The 20,448-nt window shown below is 39.5% G+C and carries 21 protein-coding genes; 5 read left to right on the top strand and 16 right to left on the bottom strand.

Annotated elements, in window-relative coordinates; all coding sequences use genetic code 11:
• Window positions 1–135: 135 nt before the first annotated feature.
• From BR73_RS0102485 to BR73_RS0102450, 8 genes are all read right to left on the bottom strand, one after another.
• Window positions 136–501, bottom strand: coding sequence for a YbaB/EbfC family nucleoid-associated protein (locus tag BR73_RS0102485; RefSeq protein WP_033164263.1), 366 nt, complete (start codon window positions 499–501; stop codon window positions 136–138).
• A 21-nt stretch (window positions 502–522) separates the two neighbouring features.
• Window positions 523–2,103 carry a DNA polymerase III subunit gamma/tau gene (dnaX, locus tag BR73_RS0102480; RefSeq protein WP_033164262.1) on the bottom strand — a complete coding sequence of 527 codons (1,581 nt, stop codon included), beginning with the start codon at window positions 2,101–2,103 and terminating at the stop codon, window positions 523–525.
• A 541-nt stretch (window positions 2,104–2,644) separates the two neighbouring features.
• Window positions 2,645–3,178 carry a transcription repressor NadR gene (locus BR73_RS0102475; protein WP_033164261.1) on the bottom strand — a complete coding sequence of 178 codons (534 nt, stop codon included), beginning with the start codon at window positions 3,176–3,178 and terminating at the stop codon, window positions 2,645–2,647.
• A gap of 94 nt (window positions 3,179–3,272) precedes the next feature.
• Entirely contained in the window at window positions 3,273–4,184 is a 912-nt protein-coding gene (locus BR73_RS0102470) for a HAMP domain-containing sensor histidine kinase (protein ID WP_242860610.1), read from the bottom strand.
• A gap of 22 nt (window positions 4,185–4,206) precedes the next feature.
• A complete protein-coding gene (locus BR73_RS0102465; RefSeq protein ID WP_033164259.1) occupies window positions 4,207–5,004 on the bottom strand; it encodes an ABC transporter permease in 798 nt (265 codons plus the stop codon).
• Window positions 4,997–5,923 (bottom strand): ATP-binding cassette domain-containing protein, encoded by a 927-nt coding sequence (locus tag BR73_RS0102460; protein ID WP_033164258.1) that lies wholly within the window; start codon window positions 5,921–5,923, stop codon window positions 4,997–4,999. The genes BR73_RS0102465 and BR73_RS0102460 overlap by 8 nt, the downstream gene beginning before the upstream one ends.
• A gap of 115 nt (window positions 5,924–6,038) precedes the next feature.
• The gene (locus tag BR73_RS0102455; protein ID WP_033164257.1) at window positions 6,039–6,722 is read right to left on the bottom strand and encodes a response regulator transcription factor; all 684 of its coding nucleotides are present in this window, start codon (window positions 6,720–6,722) and stop codon (window positions 6,039–6,041) included.
• A gap of 823 nt (window positions 6,723–7,545) precedes the next feature.
• Complete coding sequence (locus BR73_RS0102450) at window positions 7,546–7,758, bottom strand: hypothetical protein (protein ID WP_033164256.1); 213 nt, start codon at window positions 7,756–7,758, stop codon at window positions 7,546–7,548.
• A 187-nt stretch (window positions 7,759–7,945) separates the two neighbouring features.
• Here BR73_RS0102450 and BR73_RS0102445 point away from each other — a divergent pair, with 187 nt between their 5' ends.
• A complete protein-coding gene (locus tag BR73_RS0102445) occupies window positions 7,946–8,215 on the top strand; it encodes a hypothetical protein (protein WP_033164255.1) in 270 nt (89 codons plus the stop codon).
• 161 nt (window positions 8,216–8,376) lie between these two features.
• On the top strand, window positions 8,377–9,180 hold the full coding sequence (locus tag BR73_RS0102440) for a M15 family metallopeptidase (RefSeq protein WP_242860609.1): 804 nt from the start codon (window positions 8,377–8,379) through the stop codon (window positions 9,178–9,180).
• A gap of 95 nt (window positions 9,181–9,275) precedes the next feature.
• Here BR73_RS0102440 and BR73_RS0102435 read toward each other — a convergent pair whose 3' ends face one another.
• From BR73_RS0102435 to BR73_RS0102420, 4 genes are all read right to left on the bottom strand, one after another.
• Window positions 9,276–10,625, bottom strand: coding sequence for a glucose-6-phosphate isomerase (locus tag BR73_RS0102435; RefSeq protein ID WP_033164254.1), 1,350 nt, complete (start codon window positions 10,623–10,625; stop codon window positions 9,276–9,278).
• A 210-nt stretch (window positions 10,626–10,835) separates the two neighbouring features.
• Window positions 10,836–11,021, bottom strand: coding sequence for a ferritin-like domain-containing protein (locus BR73_RS0102430; protein WP_033164253.1), 186 nt, complete (start codon window positions 11,019–11,021; stop codon window positions 10,836–10,838).
• Window positions 11,014–12,522 (bottom strand): hypothetical protein, encoded by a 1,509-nt coding sequence (locus BR73_RS0102425; protein WP_033164252.1) that lies wholly within the window; start codon window positions 12,520–12,522, stop codon window positions 11,014–11,016. The genes BR73_RS0102430 and BR73_RS0102425 overlap by 8 nt, the downstream gene beginning before the upstream one ends.
• A gap of 216 nt (window positions 12,523–12,738) precedes the next feature.
• The gene (locus BR73_RS0102420) at window positions 12,739–13,437 is read right to left on the bottom strand and encodes a 5'-methylthioadenosine/adenosylhomocysteine nucleosidase (protein WP_033164251.1); all 699 of its coding nucleotides are present in this window, start codon (window positions 13,435–13,437) and stop codon (window positions 12,739–12,741) included.
• Between the two features lie 370 nt (window positions 13,438–13,807).
• Between BR73_RS0102420 and BR73_RS0102415 the strand changes: the two genes are divergently transcribed.
• The gene (locus BR73_RS0102415) at window positions 13,808–14,047 is read left to right on the top strand and encodes a TIGR03905 family TSCPD domain-containing protein (RefSeq protein ID WP_033164250.1); all 240 of its coding nucleotides are present in this window, start codon (window positions 13,808–13,810) and stop codon (window positions 14,045–14,047) included.
• A gap of 2 nt (window positions 14,048–14,049) precedes the next feature.
• On the top strand, window positions 14,050–15,114 hold the full coding sequence (locus tag BR73_RS0102410; protein ID WP_033164249.1) for an undecaprenyldiphospho-muramoylpentapeptide beta-N-acetylglucosaminyltransferase: 1,065 nt from the start codon (window positions 14,050–14,052) through the stop codon (window positions 15,112–15,114).
• 101 nt (window positions 15,115–15,215) lie between these two features.
• Here the strand turns inward: BR73_RS0102410 and BR73_RS0102405 are convergent, their stop codons facing one another.
• Window positions 15,216–15,635 carry an HIT family protein gene (locus tag BR73_RS0102405; RefSeq protein WP_033164248.1) on the bottom strand — a complete coding sequence of 140 codons (420 nt, stop codon included), beginning with the start codon at window positions 15,633–15,635 and terminating at the stop codon, window positions 15,216–15,218.
• Between the two features lie 163 nt (window positions 15,636–15,798).
• On the opposite strand from BR73_RS0102405, the gene BR73_RS0102400 reads away from it, so the two are divergent.
• Window positions 15,799–16,539 carry a HAMP domain-containing sensor histidine kinase gene (locus BR73_RS0102400; protein ID WP_051684916.1) on the top strand — a complete coding sequence of 247 codons (741 nt, stop codon included), beginning with the start codon at window positions 15,799–15,801 and terminating at the stop codon, window positions 16,537–16,539.
• A 70-nt stretch (window positions 16,540–16,609) separates the two neighbouring features.
• Here the strand turns inward: BR73_RS0102400 and BR73_RS0102395 are convergent, their stop codons facing one another.
• From BR73_RS0102395 to glpK, 3 genes are all read right to left on the bottom strand, one after another.
• A complete protein-coding gene (locus BR73_RS0102395; protein ID WP_033164247.1) occupies window positions 16,610–17,608 on the bottom strand; it encodes an SCP2 sterol-binding domain-containing protein in 999 nt (332 codons plus the stop codon).
• Window positions 17,609–17,805: 197 nt separating this feature from the next.
• Window positions 17,806–18,882 (bottom strand): rhomboid family intramembrane serine protease, encoded by a 1,077-nt coding sequence (locus BR73_RS29280; protein WP_242860608.1) that lies wholly within the window; start codon window positions 18,880–18,882, stop codon window positions 17,806–17,808.
• A gap of 32 nt (window positions 18,883–18,914) precedes the next feature.
• Complete coding sequence (gene glpK / locus BR73_RS0102385) at window positions 18,915–20,417, bottom strand: glycerol kinase GlpK (protein ID WP_033164246.1); 1,503 nt, start codon at window positions 20,415–20,417, stop codon at window positions 18,915–18,917.
• Window positions 20,418–20,448 lie beyond the last annotated feature (31 nt).

Genomic DNA, 20,448 nt, shown 5'->3' with positions numbered 1-20,448 from the left:
AAAGAGATACCACATGTGTTTAAATGAAATGCTCTTTCATAAATTAAATTTTGGTTTAAGTTATGAAAAGCACCTTGAAACTTGGGTATCTCTTTTTCAAATATAAAGTATTTATCAAAAGTTCATTAATTACAATTAGAAAGGAAATCCACCTAAACCACCACCAAGGCCGCCAAGACCGCCTGTTATCTGACCCATAACAGCCTGTGATTCTTCTTCCATTTTACGAAGAGCTTCATTTGCTGCAGCCATTATAAGGTCCTGAAGCATTTCAATATCATCGGGATCTACTACTTCTTTTGACAGAACTACTCCGGTTATCTCCTTCTTACCGGATACTTTAACCGTAACTGCTCCGCCACCTGCAGATGCTTCCCACTCTTTTTCTTCTATTTCCTTGGTCTTTTCCTCCATCTGCTTTTGCATTCTCTGAGCCTGTTTCATTAAGTTATTCATGTTGCCGGGCATTGAGCCTCCCGGAAATCCTCCGCGTTTTGCCATAATTAAATCTCCTTTTCTTTCTTAATCTTCATATTCTATATCAATATTTTTTATAATCTTGCGTAAATCAAAAGCTTCTTCTGCACTTTCCTGGTTCGCTGTTAAAAGCTTTGTTTTTATCTCTACATCCTTTGGAACGTATCTTGCTATAGCTCCTTTAAGCTCTGCTATATGCTGCTCTTTCATAAGAGCCTCCATATGCCAGCCATCGGTAAAGGCCAGAAGAAGAGAATTATTCACTCCTAGGCTTGGCCTGGCATTCATAAGAGAAACCTTTGTAATACCGGTAGTTGCTGCGATAATATTACTCCAGTTCTTTGCAACCTGTTTCAAATCCTCGGGAAGCGCCTTTGGAAGCTCCTGAACAGAGGGTAGTTCCTGAGGGTTATCTTCTGTAGTAACATTTCCTGCAGAGGATGTTCCCCCTTCTCTGACAGTTACTGTAACACCATTCTCAAGCTTTGCTTCCAGCTGCCTGATACGGTCTAATATATCTTCATAGCTTTTTTCCATCTGGGGTCTGCATAGCTTAATCAGGGCAACCTCTACCATAACCCTCTTCTGGGAAGCGTATCGGATCTGACCTGAAAGCTCAGAAAAAATGCGGATATAACGGATAAGGGTATCCATCTCCCATTCTCTTGCCTGTTCCTCTAAGAGCGCCAGGTTCTCTGTAGATACCTCCACTGCCTCGCTGGCATCCTCTGAGGTCTTTACCAGAAGCAGGTTCCGCAAATACCAGGTAAAATCCACTGTGAACTGGGTTAGCTCCCTGCCAGTGACAATGAGTTCCTCCAGTATCCCCATACATACACCTACGTTATTCTGAGAAATAGCCTTTAACATCCTTGCAAACACTTCAATATCAACAGCTCCCAGAACCTCCAGCACCTTGTCATAGGTAAGCGTCTGTCCGTAATAAAAAGCAATACACTGATCCAGAAGACTTAAGGCATCTCTTAAGGAACCGTCTCCCATTCGGGCAACATATCGTATGGCCTTATCCTCTGCTTCAACCCCCTCTGCCTTAATCAGTTCTTCCAATCTGGCAGCAATGGTATCTATGGTAATTCGTTTAAAATCATATCTCTGACATCTCGAAAGAATCGTTATGGGAATCTTATGGGCCTCTGTGGTAGCCAGAATAAAGATAACATAAGAAGGCGGTTCCTCCAGTGTCTTTAACAATGCATTAAAGGCTCCTGTGGATAGCATATGGACCTCATCAATGATATAGACCTTATACTTACCTTCCGTCGGTGAGTATCTAACCTCCTCAACGATTTCTCGTATATTATCCACACCATTATTAGAGGCAGCATCAATCTCAATAACATTCATTGATGTACTGTTCTGAATCGATTTACAAACCGCACATTCATTACAGGGGCTGCCATCAACAGGGTGCTCACAGTTAACTGCCTTACCCAGAATCTTCGCAATGGTAGTCTTACCTGTACCTCTGGTTCCGCAAAATAAATAGGCATGCCCTATTCGCCCTGATTTAATCTGATTTTTCAGTGTTGTAACAATATGATCCTGCCCTTTAACATCCGTAAAATCCAAAGGCCGGAATTTTCTGTACAGCGCTGTATATGACATGCTCTCACTTCCTCTTTGCTAAAATTAAAAACTTTATTAATATCGACATATATAAACCTGAGAAAACCAGACACCTCTTCCCAGTAATTTATATAGCCTCACTGATATTTATTTTACCAACGTATAGAATACTTGTCAAAGTATTCTTGTACTTGTCAAAGTATTCTTGTACTTGTCAAAGTATTCTTGTACTTGTCAAGGTATTCTTGTACTTGTACCTATATAACCTCTCAACTACGGTAACTTTGAACCCTGTAAAAAGCAGAAAACCAGACTTCCTCTTTGAGAGTTTTCGTCTCAGAAAGATTCCATATTCCACTTAAGCCGTATGAATTGCGCCAAGTTCAGAATATGCCACTGTCTGAGCATCTATAACCCACTCAACAGCCTCAGCATAAAAATCGCCAGTTTGGCATATTCTGAACTGCCTTAAGCGATTAATACAGCTTTTAGTGGAATAAGGAATCTTGTCCGAACGAAAATGTACAAAGAGGAGGTCAGGTTTTCGTCCGCCTCCACAGCCTTCACCTCAGCCAAAAACCTAATTCCCCCCAGCAGCCGAACTACTGACAAGATACCCCTTCCCTTTCAACGCCTTTTCAATCCGGTCAAGTATCTCCTCCGAATCCGCTTCCACCGTATGAAGATGTATCCCATCCGTTAAATCCTTTAGGGGCACCGTTTTCTTGGCTCTCACCTTCTCCATAAAATCCGCCACATCCATGCGGTTCTTTATAATAAGATCCACTGCGATCTCACCGTAAAGCTCATGCATGACGATTACATCCAGCACTTTACCTCCGTTATCCACAATGGTGTTCAGTTCCTCTTCTATTTCATCTGTGGTGTGTTTTGTAGCAAAGCATCGGTTAACCTTCTGTTCCTCCTGCTGATAGATAAGGTATCCCTTCGTTGTAGATATGATATTCTTGTTAACCGCTCTTAGCAGCGCAATATCTTGAACGATAACCTGACGGCTAACGCCCAGTTTCTTTGACAGCTCAGTACCGGATACAGGTTCCTTGGCTTCCTCCAGTATTTTTGTCAGCGCATTTCTTCTATCCTGCCCCTCCATTATAAATACCTCACTTTAATAATCTTTCATAGTTTCCATTATTATCTTTTTCTATTGTATTATACTATAATAACAAAAGCAACGGAAAACACTGCTACCTGGCAGAAGTATCTTTATCTTCTGTGTACAACGGCAGTTTTACATGAATTTCAAGCCATCCTTTTCCTGTATTGGCATGTACGGTTCCCTCCAGCTGTGTCACCAGAAGCTTTACAATAGACAAACCCAGTCCCGTTGACCTTTCCCTGGCTTTATCTCCGGTATAGAACCTCTCAAAGAGTTTATCAGCTTCAAGCTCTAAATCTTTATCAACCGGGTTTCTAAAAGCTATAACTGCGTAATCCCTTTCTTCATAACAACTCACACTTATATACTCTATGGCATGCTGAAGACAATTGCGAATGAGATTTTGCAGGATTCTTTTAATGCTCTCCTTATCTCCCCAGACAATGACCGGTTTCGCTTCCACCAACTGCAGCTTCAACTTCCTTTCTTCAAAGGCAGGCACCATCTCAGCCAGATATTCCGTGACCTGATTTGTCAGATTAACTCTTTCCTGGATAAGCTGGGGTTCTGCCGTAACTAAATAGGAATACTCAAAAAAACGGGCTATCAGCTGCTCCAATTCTCCCGCATATTTTCTTGCAACAGCTATTTTTCTTTGCTGCTCTTTATTTAACTGGGTATTCTCCAGCATTTGCAGATATCCGTTAATAGCTGTAAGGGGCGTTCTTAAATCGTGGGATATATTTGCAATTAAATCCCTGAATTTCTTTTCCTCTCTAATGCCTGCAAGGCGGAGGGTTTCCTCCGCCTTCAAACAGTTGTTAATATTGATGACCAGTTCATCTAATTGGTGATCTATCATTTGTACACTGACAGGCTGTCTGGTGTGTTTATAAAGCCTTCTGCTCAGCTGCCTGTTTATACTCCGAAATTGCCCTTTGAGAAGGAGGATATACACGATCAATAATATTATTATTGTAATAAGCACACCGGTTAACATATACTCCTCCCTCATAAGCTTCCTATTTTATTTCTTTTTTTCGAAAGACCATACAGGTCAGTCCCAATATAACTGCCGTAAATCCAATACTGACCAGAACAGCCTTTATTATTTCGCCGGTACCAGCCTCCAGGGTCATAAACAGATATGTTCCGCCAAAGGGTGTCAAAGAGTATATCTTATCAAAAAGTTCTGATTTTTCTGCCAGACCAAGTAACTGTCCGCTGGTAATAGATATCCCATAATAAATAGCTATAACTGCAACGGTTTTCTTTAATACCAGCGCAAGAAATACACAGATACTAAGCTGGGCCGTGAGGATAAGTGTAAGTACCAGCATGACAACCAGCAGTTTCGGGAGCTCTCCGATGCTTAAAGCAGTTCCTGATTCTTCAATCAGCAGATGCAAGAATCCTAAAGATGCATTTCCAAGACTATAATCTTTGCGGGAGCTTAAGGCAATACCTGTTACAAGAGCATAAGGCAATAATAGAACCGCTATACCAGTAAAAAACGCTAACGCTTTACTGATAACTACCTTGCTTCTGCCAAATCCGGAAGCAATTGCTTCGTGAATTGTCTTATTTTCAAAATCATTGCAGATAAAGACACCGGCTGCTACACCACCAAGTATACTTAACAGGCTGACATCGGATATAAGAAAGACCGCTCCGCTGATCTCGGTATTAATCTTACCTTCTGCCATAAAGTTTGAGATAATTACAAGTGCAACAGCTGCTACCGCTGTAATTGCCAGGAGTATCTTAAAAGCAGAGGCTTTGAACATTTTGTAGATATCGGCACGAATCATATTAATCATTCAGCTCACCTCCGATTACAGATAGAAAGTAATTTTCCAGAGTATCACCCTTTACCGTAAAATCGGTAAAGACAATGCCATTATCCATCAGTTTCTTCGCAACAGTTTCTTTGTCGTTAAGATAGTCGTAAAGTTTTACCGTCTTATCCGGCATTACCTTGTACTTATCCGTATGCAGTTCCGTCTCCAGGATACCTACCAGCTTCTCTGTATCGGGGCAGCCAATGGCAATATGATGTTTACAGCTCTCCTCCAGTTCCTTCAGGGTAATATTCTTCTTAATACTTCCCTGGTGAATTATTATATAATCCGTTACGGTCTGATATAGTTCCGGTAAATTATGACTTGATATTAGAATTGTCATATTGCGTTCTTCGCAAAGGCGGATAATCAATTCTCGAATTTCTATCACTCCCACCGGGTCAAGACCATTTATAGGTTCGTCCAGTATCAGAAATTCCGGATTTCCGATTAAGGCAATTGCAATCCCTAACCGCTGCTTCATGCCCAGAGAAAAATTACCGGCAGTTTTCTTTCCGGTGTCTGCTAACCCAACCAGGCGAAGCAGCTCCCCTTCCAGCTTCTTATCGGGAATTCCCCTTAAGGTCCTGTAATACCTTAAATTCTCCTGAGCAGTCATATAGGGTATAATACTTGGATACTCTATCATGGAACCAATTCTTTTTCTTTCCTCCGATATATTTCTGCCCCTTTGTCCGAATAATTCAAGAGTTCCTTCATCGGAAAAGGTCAAGCCGGTGATTATGCGCATAAGTGTTGTTTTTCCGGCTCCGTTCTGCCCGATTAATCCATAGATTTTACCGGCCTCCAAACTGATGGAGATATTCTTTAAAACTTTATTTCCATGATAACTTTTCGTTAGATTTTCACTTTTTAAGATATAGCTTTTTTCCTTCATGTCCTCACCTGTCCTTTCATAGTTACGATTGTACCTCACAAAGGTTTAGAAAAGGTTAAGGAATTACCTTCTGCAGATAAGAAAGGGATAATTATATTAGGCTGGTTCCCAATGTTTAGTTACTTTTCTTTAAGCGATATCCCAGCCCCCATACCGTTTCAATATACTCAGTTCCGGACTTTTTACTTTTTATCTTATTTCGGAGGTTACTGATATGGGTTTTTATCGTATTATCATCACCTATGTACTCCTCTTCCCAAATAGATTCATACAAGCTGGCTTTGGTAAATATCTTATCCTGATGTTTTAGAAAAAGTTCCATAATCAGATATTCCTTGGCAGTAAGTTCCAGTTCAGCATCATTTATATAGAAGCGTTTTGCATTACAGTCTATCCTCAGTTCTTTAAAGGAATAAACCTGTTCTTTTAGCTTCTGTCTCTGTGTTCTTCTAAGCAGTGTTTCCACACGAGCCTGTACTTCTCCTAAATCAAAGGGTTTTGTAATATAGTCATCTGCTCCCAGTTTTAGCAGGTCAATTTTGGTATTGACCATTTCTTTTGCAGAAATTATGATAATCGGTACCTCGGAAAACTCACGGACTTCCTTTACAATCATATCCCCGCTTTTATAAGGAAGCATAATATCTAAAAGGATAAGATCATAGACTTCTGACTTTATTTTATTTATACCCTCTATTCCGGTAAAAGCGGCTTGGGTTTCATATCCGGCATTTTGGAAGGTTTCAGATAGCATGGCATTTACATCCTTGTTATCTTCGATAACCAACAATCTGTACATATCTGGACTCCTTATATTCGATGTATATGCGCTTTTGCTATCTATACGTTTTACTATCTATACGTTTTACTATCTATATGTTTTGCTATTTTATAAGCTTTGCTATCTATATATTTTGCTATCTATACGTTTTGCTATTTATACGCTTTGCTATCTATATATTTTGCTATCTATACGTTTTGCTATTTATACGCTCTGCTATCTATATATTTTGCTAACTATACATTTTGTTATTTATACGCTCTGCTATCTATATATTTGCTATTTATACGTTCTGCTATCTATATAAACTTTATGTTATCTGATGCGAAAGACTTGAATATTTCTATATTATAATAGTTTGAATATAAGTTATATAGGAAGATAATAACGATTAAGATACCTATCCAATACATCTTCTGAATCTACAAAATTAACGCTCTAAGTTTTTTACCATTATATCACTTTCTTGCAATTAATAATATTCTTTCTTCATTCAGCTAAAATAAGGCGGCTTTGAGGTTAATCCAGCAGTTTAACCTTGGGGCAGTCTGATAAAAAAATAATCCCCTCTTCTTATATAAAATATAAACAGCCTCTCAAGTAGCCTTTCTCAAACACATATCATTCATTATTTTACTTTTTATTAATATATAATTCAATCCCATTATACAGCCTGCCACATCTATAAACAGCTACAGATGAGTAAAGAAATAGAAAATTTAAATACAACAAAAGCAACAGAACACTGCCTTATAAAACATACTGTCCGTTGCTTTTGCCTTTTTGAGTTATGAGATTCAATCTTTATTTACATAGACCTTGCTGTATCTGCTAATACTAATTAAAATTCCTTTACACCTGTATCTCCCATTTCCAAAGGTCTATCCGTTTGAATGGGTTCCTTGTAGGGCGGATATTCTTCTCTTTCGGGTCGATTTTCAATCCTGTCACCACCCGGTGTTGGAATAAAGGACGGGAATACATAAGGCATCTCCTTCTTATCCTCGTCATCGATTGGCTCTTTGGGTCCTTTAATTAAATTATACTCGCTCATTCTCATTCTCCTTTGAATATATCCTATGTTTCTAATGCTAGGATGACCTATTTAGAAGGTTTTTATGAATATTTCGTCACACAGTTGCTGTTGCCGATAAACATTCCCTGCTAAATTGCTTGAATATAACTGTCATGGCAAGTATAATTAAACGTAATTTAACTGTTTTATCAGGAAGGAGTATATCATGTTTCGCTTATGGGCCAAAATATTTAAAGACAACAGAATGCTGTCAGACGTGGTTATAATAAATGAGGACCCTGCTTTAAACCGTACAAAAAAGGTTTTTGCCGCAGTGGATGAAATATGTTTGAAATTCGATTTGTCCAAGCCCTTATGGTTGGATAATACCATCGCTGACTTTAAAAAACACGATAAGGCAAGATTTTACCAGGATAACTTTATCGACCATATTGATTTTGATTTCCTGGAAATTCATGTAATAGAAGAAGATTAAGTATTGCACTTTATTTATGGCAACATCCGGTTATATCCAGTCTTTGAACTGAATAAACTTGATAAAAATTATTATTGAAAGGATGCCACAATTTACGGATGCAACCTGCATTATAAGTGGCAGTACCACAGTCTGACCTGGGGTATGCATTGGGTTTAAAAATGAAGAACAAGAAAACAAGCGATATATTTCGTTCCGGAAATAAGCTGTTTTTAAGCTGTTCGCTGCTTATTATACTGCTTATTATATCAATGGACATCCATCCCTCTTCCGCCGCCTCGGATAGCTCAGAAGCCGCTGCTGAGAGTCTTTTGAACAAAAGCGCTCTGAATGCCTTGCCGGCAGGAACAGTAATCAATACTTCACAGGTGAAAGGCGGTATTAATACCGGCTTTTACTCCAGTCAGATCAATAAAGCAGTAAAGAAACGTATTACCGGGAATTCCTATAAAGAAAATAAAGAGATTCCCTTGTCAGATTTAAGATATATCAGGGTTTTATATTATGGCTTTGATAAAAAGACACATATCGGTGAGCTTATTGTAAACAAATCCATTTCTAAGGATATACTGGCAATTTTTAAGGAGCTTTACAAAGCCAAATATCCCATTGAAAAAATGGTATTAATTGATGAATATGATGCGGAGGATGAAGCCTCCATGGAAGATAACAATACCTCTGCCTTTAATTACCGTACCATTGCCGGCTCAAAGGCTCTTTCCAAACATGCTATGGGTCTTGCAGTGGATATTAATCCCCTTTATAATCCCTGTGTTGAGAAAATAAACGGCAAGACTGTAGTGGCACCGGCTTCCGGAAAGAAATATACAGACAGAAGCCTTGCCAATGAATATTATATCAAGAAAAATGATATCTGCTACAAAGCCTTTACCAAAAGGGGCTTTACCTGGGGTGGTTCCTGGAATTCCTTAAAGGATTATCAGCATTTTCAGAAAATTAAATAAATAAAAGGCTCTGGATCAAAGTTGTCAGGTGGTATTCGATGAATCTCTCCACATCTTTTACACAGAGCCTTTTTTATTCAATTTTATACTTGTGCTTACAGTCTCTTTAATAATTCTTCCCGCTGCTTTTCAAAGCCGGGTTTTCCAAGAAGTGCGAACATGTTGGCCTTATAGCTTTCAACACCGGGTTGATCGAAAGGATTTACTCCTAAGAGATATCCGCTGATTCCGCAGGCAAACTCAAAGAAGTAGAACAGCTCTCCAAGGGATTTCTCGCTCTGGTCAGGAAGATTTACAATGAGATTGGGTACATCTCCGTCAGTATGTGCTAAAAGTGTTCCTTTCATAGCACTCTTGTTGATGAAATCTACGCTCTTGCCGGCAAGGTAGTTAAGTCCGTCTAAGTCAACCTCTTCCTCCTCCAGGTAAATTTCACGGGTAGGGGTTTCCAGATTGATAACAGTCTCAAACATTGTTCTCTGTCCGTCCTGGATAAACTGACCCATTGAGTGAAGATCTGTTGTTAAGTCAACGGAAGCCGGGAATATACCCTTCTGATCTTTTCCTTCGCTCTCACCAAATAACTGTTTCCACCATTCAGATACAAAGTGAAGGGCAGGCTCATAGTTTGCAAGAATTTCAATGCTCTTGCCTTTTCTTAATAATATATTTCTGACAGCTGCATACAATAAGGCATCATTAGAAGCAAAGGCCTCCTTTAAGCATCTCTCTCTCATTGCAGCCGCACCTTCCATAAGGCTGGTAATGTCAGCACCGCTTACTGCTATAGGCAATAAACCAACTGCTGTAAGTACAGAGAAACGACCGCCTACATCATCAGGCACTACAAAGCTTTCATAACCTTCTTCTGTCGCCAGATTCTTTAGTGCACCCTTTGCTTTATCTGTTGTAGCATAGATACGTTTCGCAGCTTCTGCTTTTCCGTATTTCTCTATCAACAGCTTCTTAAATACTCGGAAAGCAATGGCAGGCTCTGTGGTCGTACCGGACTTGCTGATGATATTAATTGAGAAGTCTCTGTTACCGATTACATCAATGAGGCTACTGATGTAGGTGCTGCTGATATTGTTTCCTACGTAATAAATTTCAGGTGTTTTTCTTACTTCTTTGGAAACAGAATTATAAAAGCTGTGTCTTAAGAATTCTATTGCCGCACGTGCTCCTAAGTAAGAACCTCCAATACCGATAACTAACAGTACTTCTGTATCGCCCTGAATCTTCTCTGCCGCTTTTTTGATGCGTGCAAACTCTTCTTTGTCATAGTTTACAGGCAGATCAATCCAGCCTAAGAAATCATTTCCGGCGCCGGTCTTGTTTAACAGTACTTCTTTGGCACCTTCTACTGCTTTTTCAATCATTTCTATTTCCGTATCAGCTAGGAAGCTTTTTGCTGCCGAATAATCGAATGTAACTTTTGCGCTCATGTTCTACACTCCTTTGTTTTGTAATCTTACTATTAACCATTTCATTCGTTTTTATTTTATCAGAGTGAAGCAGGTTATTCAATACAGTTTTTATTACTGGAGAGACAAAAAAAGCAGGGCATTGCTGCCCTGCTTGTGCTATTTTTATAGAAGTATATTTCAAAGTACATTAATTCGTACAAACTTGTGCTTATTGCCTATAACTTTTTCTTATTTTAGGTAGGCTTCCAGCATCCAAACATTCTTTTCATATTTTGCCAGTAATCCAATCAGCAGATCTGCAGTAACTTCGTCTTCAATATCCTGTGCTGCTTTAATTGCTGTACGAAGTCCTCTTATCAGCACTTCATAATCTGCCAGAACCAGTATTACAACAGATTTTTCTCTTTTATGCAAACAAATCCTTTAGAATCTCTGCTATTATCTTTTCTTCCTCTTCGGAGGTAGGCTTTACAGCCATGGCGTCACCCTTGTAGCTTCTGCCGGTTTCCAGAGCTACAGCGGTCTTATCATCATATAAAGTTTCCTTCTTACCTTTATCAATGCCTGCATGCACAGCGTTAACATCAGCTTTTCTAGGCTGTGCTTCTTTAATGCTTGCAGATTTTACTCCTCTGGTATTAATATCCGTTACTGTTGCTTCTTTTACTGCTGTTTTATCAGCTGTGGCAGTTTTCTTTTCTGAAACTTCTTCCATTTTTTCTGAAGCTGTCTTTAGGATAGCTTTTGCTGGATTTTCCTCTTGGAATGTTTTCAAGGTTTCCTGCTCATTTGATTTCACAGCTGCTTTTTGAACTATAGCCTCTGTTGTTCCAGCTTTGTTCTCTATGGTACTTGCCTTTGCTGTATCCTCTTTTTCATAATTTGCCTGATTCCCCTCAAAACCTCTCCTGCCTTGTACTTCACGTAAAAGTGTTTCCTTTTTCGTCTGGGCTACGGTCTGATTCTTAGGTTTCTTCATTGTCTTCTTTTCAAGCTTTAATGCCTTTTTAATTTCTATCTGATGAAGCTTATCAGCTTTCAATTGCTGTTTTTCTTCCAAGGCTTGTGCTTTGAGCAGTTTTCTTTCAGCAAGCTTATCCGCTTTTAATTTTTTTGCATTCAGTTTCTTTTCTAACCTGAGGTTTTTCTTACTTGATTTAAGGTTATTTTTCTGCTCCAGCTTGTCCGATTTTATAAGCTCTTTATTTCTTTTCCTATTCTCGATTTCTTGCTTCTTCCTGGCTTTTGCACCAAGCTTCTCCAGCCGTTTTGCTTCTCTGCTCTTGCTTTTTTTCTTCTGTTTGTTTACAAAAGCCTTTGGCTCACTGGCAGTTGCCAGATAGGAATCCGGTTGATAAACCTTTTTATACTGCTCCATTAGTTCCGGCTGATTCTCTTCTTGTACGAGTCTGGCTTTTAGTGAATTCTCCAGGTAATCCTTCATGTTCAGCCTGATCATTTCCTTTTTTCCACCAGGATTAATCACACCTTCTAAAAATATCAACACACCGCAGGAGAGAATACCCACAGAGAATGTGCTTAATATTTGATTTTTTCCACATTCGTAAATTAGCCCTAAAATAGTGCTGATAGCGCCTGTTAACAAGGTCAGAACCAGAACTTGTCCACATAAGGTTTCCCAGGTTGATAAAAAAATTCCACAGAATTTATAGTGAAAAAAGTGTTTATCCACAAAGATATCCACATTATTCACACCCAGCTTTAATTTGTAGTACGCTTCGAATTTCTTTTTCATATTCTGCGCCAGCTTACACTTTGAGGTACCCATAGATTCAGAAGCTCTCAGAAGCTTTGTATACAGTATCTGTACCACCAGCTTCATCAGCATTCCCAGTCCTGCCAACGCCAGCAGTATGTAAATAAATACATGGTTATCAAATAAAGTCCGAATCACAAAATTCCCCGCCTTTCCATTTATTAACAGTTATTATAACGAATAATTACTGCTTTGAAAAGGCGGGGACTCTTACTTTTCATTGACAGGGAAAGCCTCGCTTTGGTAAAAAGCTTAAAATTTCCCGAAAAATTTTACCGTTTCCCTTGTTATTTTATTCACTATAGAGGTAATATGTCGTCCTTTGTATATCAAAAAATCGGACAAGCTATTATTCTACAGCTCCTTTAAGAATGCTTTTACTAATTTAACAGTATGTTCAATGGCCTTTTCTTCAAATGCACCGTAGTCCATATGCGCACTGTCATCAGCCTTGTCAGATATTGCCCTGATAATCAGAAAAGGGGTATTATTTAAATAAGCTGCCTGTGCAATGGCTCCCCCCTCCATTTCTGTGCATAAGCCCTGGAACTGTTCCGATAACCAGTCCTTTTTCTCTCTTCCACTGATGAACTGATCTCCGCTAACTACTCTTCCTTTAAATACACCAATATCAGGATTAACTTCCTTACATACCTTCACCGCCAGTGAGGTAATATTTTCATCTGCTTTAAATACGGAGGTCTCCATTCTTGGTATCACGCCGTAACCATAACCAAAACCTGTGGCATCCATATCATGCTGAAGGGCATCTTCTGATATAACCAGATCTCCAATATTGATCTCAGCCTTTAAAGAACCTGCAACTCCGGTGTTTATCACAAGATCGATACGGTAATCGTCTATCAGTATCTGTGTACATACTGCCGCATTAACTTTACCGATACCGGAGCGTACCACCACACAAGCTTTTCCCTCCAAAGTTCCTTCGAGGAATTCCATACCGGCTTTTTTTACAATTTTAACATCTGCCATACAGTCTTTCAGCTGATTTACTTCCTCTTCCATTGCTCCGATAATACCAATTTTTTTCATTTTTGCTCCCCTCTGTGTCTTTTGCATACAACTGTTTTTTGTAATTCTCAATTCATATCATAATTTCATAATTAGAAATATTATATACGACATTGCAGTTTCCTGCAAGAGTTGGGCAGAAAGAACACTCTGCAAGGTCAGGATGAACGCTCCGCAGGGTCAGCTTGAACACTCCGCAAGGTCAGCATGAATACTCCGCAAGGTTAGCTTGAACACTCCGCAAGGTCAGCATAAACACTCCGCAAGGTCAGGATGAACACTACCTTCGGTAAAGCAATTATACCTTGCACTGCTCACAAAAAATGCTATAATAAATAAGTACGTTATAAAATGAATGTATGAAATATTATTAGAAAGGATTAAATTACATATGATATATAAAACCAATGGCGTATGCAGCAGCGAAATTGAATTCGAAATAGAAGACGATATCATCAAACAGGTTAGCTTTAAGGGAGGCTGTGCAGGAAATGCCTCCGGTCTGTCCAAACTGCTTGCCGGTATGAAAGTTGAGGATGTTATTGAGCGACTGGAGGGTACCACCTGCGGACGTAAGGCTACTTCATGTCCCGATCAGCTTTCCAAAGCATTAAAAGAATGGAGGAAATAAGAATGAAACGAATTGTCTTAACCGGCGGCGGTACGGCAGGGCATGTGACACCCAATATTGCTCTGATGCCTGCCCTAAAGGAAGCAGGTTACGATATTCATTATATCGGCTCTCACAAAGGTATCGAACGCTCTCTGATAGAAGAACTAAAGATTCCCTATTATGGTATTTCCTCCGGTAAGTTAAGACGTTATTTCGATCCCAAGAATTTCAGCGATCCTTTTAAGGTAATGAAAGGATTTTTTGAAGCAGTCAGCCTGATGAAGAGGTTAAAACCCGATGTGGTTTTCTCGAAAGGCGGTTTTGTTTCAGTCCCTGTAGTATTTGCGGCAAAAAGACGGGGTATTCCGGTGATTATCCATGAATCAGACATCACTCCCGGCTTAGCCAATAAACTTAGTATATCATCTGCCAGCAAGATATGTGCCAATTTTCCGGAGACGGTTAAATACCTTCCGGAGGGGAAAGCTGTACTTACTGGTACCCCCATCCGTCAGGAGCTCTTTGCCGGTAATAAACTTTTAGGCATTGATTTCTGTGGTTTTACCACAGATAAACCTATTCTTTTGGTAGTGGGCGGAAGTACCGGATCAGCCGCCGTAAATGAAGCAGTCCGCAAAGCTCTTCCTGAACTCTTAAAGACCTTTCAGGTAATTCATCTGTGCGGTAAGGATAAGGTGGATCAAAGTTTTAAAGGTACAAAAGGATATGTTCAATATGAATATATCAAAAAGGAATTAAGTGATCTTTTGGCTGCTGCGGATGTTGTTATTTCAAGAGCAGGTGCTAATGCAATCTGTGAACTCCTGGCCCTTAGAAAACCAAACCTTTTAATTCCCTTATCTGCAGCCTCCAGCAGAGGTGACCAGATATTAAATGCTGAGTCTTTTAAACGTCAGGGGTTCAGCTATGTAATAAAAGAAGAAGATGTATCTACGGAAGCTCTGCTAAAGGGTATTCAGGAAGTATATGAAAAACGCTCTGAATATGTGAAAGCTATGAGTTCCAGTAAATTAAACAATTCCATTGATACAATTGTTAAATTGATCAAGGAACTGACAAAATAAAAGGCCGTCGACGGCCTTTTATTTTTTTTCTTATTTTCCTTCATTAATTCTGTTTTTGTATATTTCCAAATTTTGTATATTCTTATCCTTTTATCTGTTTTTCAGACATGTAGTTTATGGGTAATGCTGTCAGCCAGTTTCTGCATTTCTCCTTCTTCATAACTCTTGCTATCCCAGTGGATGTCAACGGTATCATTTTCATATCTGGGGATGATATGCATATGGAAATGGAACACTGTCTGTCCTGCAGCCCTGCCATTGTTCTGCAGGATATTAATACCGTCACAACCAAGCTCTTCCTTTAAAACACCTGCAATCTTCTTTGCAACCACAAAGACATGGGAGGCTTCTTCTTCGGTTAATTCAAATATATCACTGCAGTGATTCTTGGGAATTATTACTGTATGTCCTTTTGCAGAGGGTGCTATATCAAGTATAGCTTTCACCAAATCATCCTCATATATAGTGGCTGAAGGGATTTCGTGCCCAATAATACTACAAAATACACAATTATTAATCATATTTCTCTCTCCTTTTCTTTTCTACCTACAACTGTAGACTTTATTTGGTAAATAGTGATTATTTTATAACATTTTTCAATGTATTAACTGTCGTTTTCTGTAAATTAGATTTTATTGTAAAAAATAACATATTCTGATAAGATAATCTCAGGAGGTGGACAATATGTTATTTTCCAACGAAGAGCAACATAAATTAAAGGATTTAATGCGTTCCAATGATGATTTTGCTTACTTTATGACAAAAAGCCTTGACGGATGTAAAAACCTCTCCTCACAGATATGCCATGAATTACGTAACCCGCTGACCCTGATAAAGAGTACCTCCCAGCTGATTGAAAGCAGTAATCCGGAAGTACACAATATCAAATACTGGGAACAGCTTAAAGAGGATATTCATGAATTAGAACTGCTGCTAGAGGAATTCAGTACATATAATCACAGCGAGTCTGTGAACAGGCAAAGCCAGAATATCCTGCTGTTGTTAAAATCCATATTAGCAGGTTTTCAACCTGCAGCCAGCCAGAAAGACGTGGATATATCACTAATCATTGATGACAAAGATATCCCCTGCTATACCTTGTATTCTTTTGACCGCATCAAGATTAAGCAGGTAGTTACAAATATTTTGAAAAATGCTTTAGAGGCTACGGATAAAGGCGATCACATCCAGATTGTCTGCAGTACAGAAGACTCATCCAATCTTCTGATTACGATTAAAAATGACGGCAGCCCAATACCCGGGGATATCCTTCCCACTATCTTTACTCCTTTTGTAACTTATAAAACAAATGGTTCCGGATTAGGCCTGGCAATCTCATCCAATATTATCATGGCTCATGGCGGAACTCTTTCAGCAACTTCCACAGAAGAAGAAACATCTTTTTACATCAGACTCCCATTGTAAAGAATTATAACCTACCAAAACTTTTGCTTTACTTCAAAGGATTACCTGCCCCGGTAATCCTTTGACTCATTTATAGGGATTTTTTAAACGGAAATGCCTGATCAAATATTCTTATAAGGCTGAAATTACCTTTTGCAGTAAGCTCACCTGACATAAAAGCCATCTGCATGGTAATATGCCCTGATACTATCTTTTTCATTACAGCCGTTGGAAGCTTGATTTCTACATCAGCCATATTCCCCTTGCCATGATAGCAGTTTAGCTTTCCCTGTTTTATTTCTACTGTTATTGTTGTTTCAATATCTGTAAATCCAATTTCATATATTACATCTTCCTCTTTGATAATATGATAGTTCTCAATTAGCTTGGGCAGAAATTCCTGGCCTTCATCGTCTTTGTTATTTAACATGCCTTTAAATATCTGTGTTAACTCTTCAATATCTTCCTTTTGCTTCTTTACATAAGTATCATCGGATACATACACGGACAGCTGTTCGCTCTCCTGGGGTGTTAGGTCATTTAAAGTACCTTTTATAAACCGATGCCTGATATAAGAATCACTTGCAGGGAAGTTCTTCGCCTTCTGGTTAACGGATTTGTAGAGTTTCTCAGCATATTTTTCAATCAACAGACCGTAATCCTTATTGGTTTCAAAGTCCACGTGATCTTCCACATAGGCTCTTATACCATCAAGGACCGTTCCTCCAAGAACTTCCCAGGCCTTCACCAGGTACCCTTCCGCATCTCTTTCTCCACCGGCTGTAGCCGTAACTACAGGAAGCATATAGAGCTTACTGAGCTGTTCCTTGTCTCCATAGAGCCAGCAGGCGTCCAGAAACTGCTGCATAAATCCACCGATTCCAAGCCATTCCACATTAACAGCCAGAATGACACCGTCTGCTTCTTTTAAGGTTTTGGGAAGCATTGTGATTCCATTCTTTTCTTCATAGAGATTAAAACGGGTAACCTTTACTCTGAGTTCCTCCAGGACTTCCGTTAGTTTATGAATCACATATATGGAAGGATCCTCAATCAATCCTCTTCCCCCATAATAAATATTTATATTCATCTTATCCTCCATTCTGTCGCCTTACAGCTTCCTATAATTAATGAATAATTACTAATTGGCTTACCTTTTGGCGTACTTTCTCGCCTATATTAAGTTCCTATTCAGGGTATGAATGAAAACCCATGGCAGAGCGTCAGAACCATGAATGAGCTAACATCACTTCACTCTTCCTGAAACTCCATACTAATATTATACTCTTAAACATTAGGGTGCGTTTTTTCTGATTTTGACTTTCTATATAATAGAACTGCCAGCAATACACCGCTTATAAGTCCACCGATATGGGCTGAATTATCAACTCCCTGACTGGTCATTCCTCCATAAAGGCTTAATATGGCAAAGAATATAATCTGTCTTGAACTAATGTTTTCTAATCGTCCTTTGTTTACCGCAACAATGTAGGCCATAGCGCCAACTACACCAAAAATAGCTCCTGAAGCACCAACGGAAACAATCAGGTTATATTCAAATAAATTATATAGGATAGAAGTTCCGCCTGCAAGGATTCCCGAAAGGGTATAAATAACTATATACCTCCATTTACCTACGGCTCTCTCCAGATTGTCACCTATAAAAAGCAGCAGAATCATATTGTTTCCCAAATGGCTGACCCCTGAGTGTAAAAACATATAGGTTATCAGGCGGTAATATTCTTTATTATCTATAACCTCCATCCATGACAGCGCTCCATCTTTAAAGAGCTGGGTCCCTGTTCTGGCCGGCAGTATAATTTCTATCATCAGAAAAACAAGCACGTTTATTATTACGATAATCGTATTGCACGGTGAGATAAACTTTGAGATATTATTTCTGCTTTCACTTTTTCTGTTGTATGCCTCCTGTTCTAAGTTTCTGTGAACAAAGGAATCCGGTTCACCGGCAGAAAAAAGAAGCTCTTCTAACTCCTTCTTAATCCCAAGAAAGTCATTCCGCTGATTTTCATATATCACCAACCGGTTGTTTCTTGTGTCCACGATCCAGGCCTGTTCTTCCCTCTGACAGATTTCAGCTGCCCCAGCTACATTACCTGTTACTACAAGAGTCTGGAAATGTACCTGTTTTCCTGTGTTCTGTAACAGGTTCTGCGTAACTTGTCTCTTAATATTATTATACTGCATGGATGTGAACTCATTGCCATTGGGGCAATCAAGCACCATGACAGTATACAGTCCGTCTTCTTTATCAAGATAAAAGACACGTATGTCTCTGGCATTCACACCAATGGTCTTGAAGCTCCTATTACCAAGGAGACTTGTGATATCATCAATAAGCATTATCAAACCTCATTTCTGCCTAATCCTAACAATTAATCTGATTCTTTTTCCCATTCAAAAGAACGTTTCACAGCTTTGTTCCAGCCCTGAAGCTTATTCGCTCTTATAGTTTCCTCCATATCAGGGCTAAATATTTCCGGTGCGATTCCGTTACTTTTGATCTCCTCTCTGTCTTTCCAGAAACCTGCTGCCAGACCTGCAAGATAGGCAGCTCCCAAAGCAGTAGTTTCTACATAGGAGGGTCTTATAACTTCTATACCCAGAATATCTGCCTGAAATTTCATCAGAAAGTTATTGGAGGAGGCACCTCCGTCAGCTTTTAACCGTTTAATTTCCACACCGGCATCCTGTTCCATGGCTTTTAAAACTGCATAGTTCTGATAAGCAATGGATTCCAGCGTTGCGCGGATTAAATGGTTTTTATTAAATCCTCTGGTCATACCTACAATGGTGCCTCTGGCATATTGATCCCAATAAGGTGCTCCAAGACCCGAAAAAGCCGGAACTACATATACCCCGTTGGTATCCTTTACAGATAGTGCCGCTTCTTCCGTCTCTGCTGCAGCTCTTATTATCTGCAGTTCATCTCTTAGCCATTGTATTGCCGCACCTGCAACAAATACACTGCCTTCCAGAGCATATTGAACTTTTCCTTTTTCTGAGGAGGCTGCGATGGTCGTGAGGAGTCCGTTATCAGAGGTAATAGGAGTATCACCTGTATTCATTAATAAAAAGCAGCCTGTTCCGTAGGTATTTTTTACTTCACCCTTTTCATAGCAGCCCTGCCCGAAAAGAGCTGCCTGCTGGTCTCCTGCAACACCGCCGATGGTTATCTTTCCACCTAGCAGACCTTTCTCCGTAAGTCCAAAGATATGGCTGGAGGGTTTGACCTCAGGCAATATGGACATTGGTATATCCAGAGCATTTAATATCTCTTCATCCCATATTAATCTCTTAATGTCAAAAAGCATGGTCCTGGAGGCATTAGTGTAATCTGTCGCGAATACCTTGCCCCCTGTCAGTTTCCAGATAAGCCAGGTATCCACCGTTCCAAAGAGGATATTTCCCTTCTCGGCTTCTTCCTTTACGCCTTCTACATTGTCAAATATCCATTTGATTTTAGTGGCAGAAAAATAGGCATCCGGAATAAGCCCCGTGTGTTCTTTGATCACCCGGTCAAGTCCGCTTGCCTTAATGTTCTGTATCATATCTGAAGTTCTTCTGCACTGCCATACAATGGCATTATATACGGGCTCTCCCGTAAATTTATTCCATAGAATTGTTGTCTCTCTCTGGTTGGTAATTCCAATAGATGCGATATCTTCTGCACTTATTCCAAGCTTTGCCATGGCTTCTGCTGCTACACTGATCTGAGAGGACCATATCTCCTTCGGGTCCTGCTCTACCCAGCCTGCTACCGGGTATATCTGTTTGAATTCCTTCTGCGCTTTGCTTACAGCCTGTCCTTGTCTGTTAAAAAGAATACACCTTGAACTGGTGGTTCCCTGATCAAGGGCCATAATATAGTTCTTCATACAACCTCCAAAAAAGGCTTGGGCTTAGACT

This window comes from Clostridium sp. KNHs205 (assembly GCF_000702945.1).
Lineage (GTDB): Bacteria > Bacillota > Clostridia > Lachnospirales > Lachnospiraceae > Anaerocolumna.
The sequence above is the reverse complement of the archived record's forward strand: the minus strand, read 5'-3'. Positions and strand labels throughout refer to the sequence as shown.

Excerpts from the sequence above, each read along its gene's own strand:
- BR73_RS0102485 (WP_033164263.1), bottom strand. The coding sequence starts at position 501 with ATGGCAAAACGCGGAGGATTTCCGGGAGGCTCAATGCCCGGCAACATG.
- BR73_RS0102450 (WP_033164256.1), bottom strand. The coding sequence starts at position 7,758 with ATGAGCGAGTATAATTTAATTAAAGGACCCAAAGAGCCAATCGATGAC.
- BR73_RS0102415 (WP_033164250.1), top strand. The coding sequence starts at position 13,808 with ATGATATATAAAACCAATGGCGTATGCAGCAGCGAAATTGAATTCGAA.
- BR73_RS0102400 (WP_051684916.1), top strand. The coding sequence starts at position 15,799 with ATGTTATTTTCCAACGAAGAGCAACATAAATTAAAGGATTTAATGCGT.
- BR73_RS29280 (WP_242860608.1), bottom strand. The coding sequence starts at position 18,882 with ATGCTTATTGATGATATCACAAGTCTCCTTGGTAATAGGAGCTTCAAG.
- BR73_RS0102420 (WP_033164251.1), bottom strand. The coding sequence starts at position 13,437 with ATGAAAAAAATTGGTATTATCGGAGCAATGGAAGAGGAAGTAAATCAG.
- BR73_RS0102395 (WP_033164247.1), bottom strand. The coding sequence starts at position 17,608 with ATGAATATAAATATTTATTATGGGGGAAGAGGATTGATTGAGGATCCT.
- BR73_RS0102470 (WP_242860610.1), bottom strand. The coding sequence starts at position 4,184 with ATGTTAACCGGTGTGCTTATTACAATAATAATATTATTGATCGTGTAT.
- BR73_RS0102440 (WP_242860609.1), top strand. The coding sequence starts at position 8,377 with ATGAAGAACAAGAAAACAAGCGATATATTTCGTTCCGGAAATAAGCTG.
- BR73_RS0102405 (WP_033164248.1), bottom strand. The coding sequence starts at position 15,635 with ATGATTAATAATTGTGTATTTTGTAGTATTATTGGGCACGAAATCCCT.
- glpK (WP_033164246.1), bottom strand. The coding sequence starts at position 20,417 with ATGAAGAACTATATTATGGCCCTTGATCAGGGAACCACCAGTTCAAGG.
- BR73_RS0102465 (WP_033164259.1), bottom strand. The coding sequence starts at position 5,004 with ATGATTAATATGATTCGTGCCGATATCTACAAAATGTTCAAAGCCTCT.
- BR73_RS0102410 (WP_033164249.1), top strand. The coding sequence starts at position 14,050 with ATGAAACGAATTGTCTTAACCGGCGGCGGTACGGCAGGGCATGTGACA.
- BR73_RS0102460 (WP_033164258.1), bottom strand. The coding sequence starts at position 5,923 with ATGAAGGAAAAAAGCTATATCTTAAAAAGTGAAAATCTAACGAAAAGT.
- dnaX (WP_033164262.1), bottom strand. The coding sequence starts at position 2,103 with ATGTCATATACAGCGCTGTACAGAAAATTCCGGCCTTTGGATTTTACG.
- BR73_RS0102445 (WP_033164255.1), top strand. The coding sequence starts at position 7,946 with ATGTTTCGCTTATGGGCCAAAATATTTAAAGACAACAGAATGCTGTCA.
- BR73_RS0102435 (WP_033164254.1), bottom strand. The coding sequence starts at position 10,625 with ATGAGCGCAAAAGTTACATTCGATTATTCGGCAGCAAAAAGCTTCCTA.
- BR73_RS0102455 (WP_033164257.1), bottom strand. The coding sequence starts at position 6,722 with ATGTACAGATTGTTGGTTATCGAAGATAACAAGGATGTAAATGCCATG.
- BR73_RS0102475 (WP_033164261.1), bottom strand. The coding sequence starts at position 3,178 with ATGGAGGGGCAGGATAGAAGAAATGCGCTGACAAAAATACTGGAGGAA.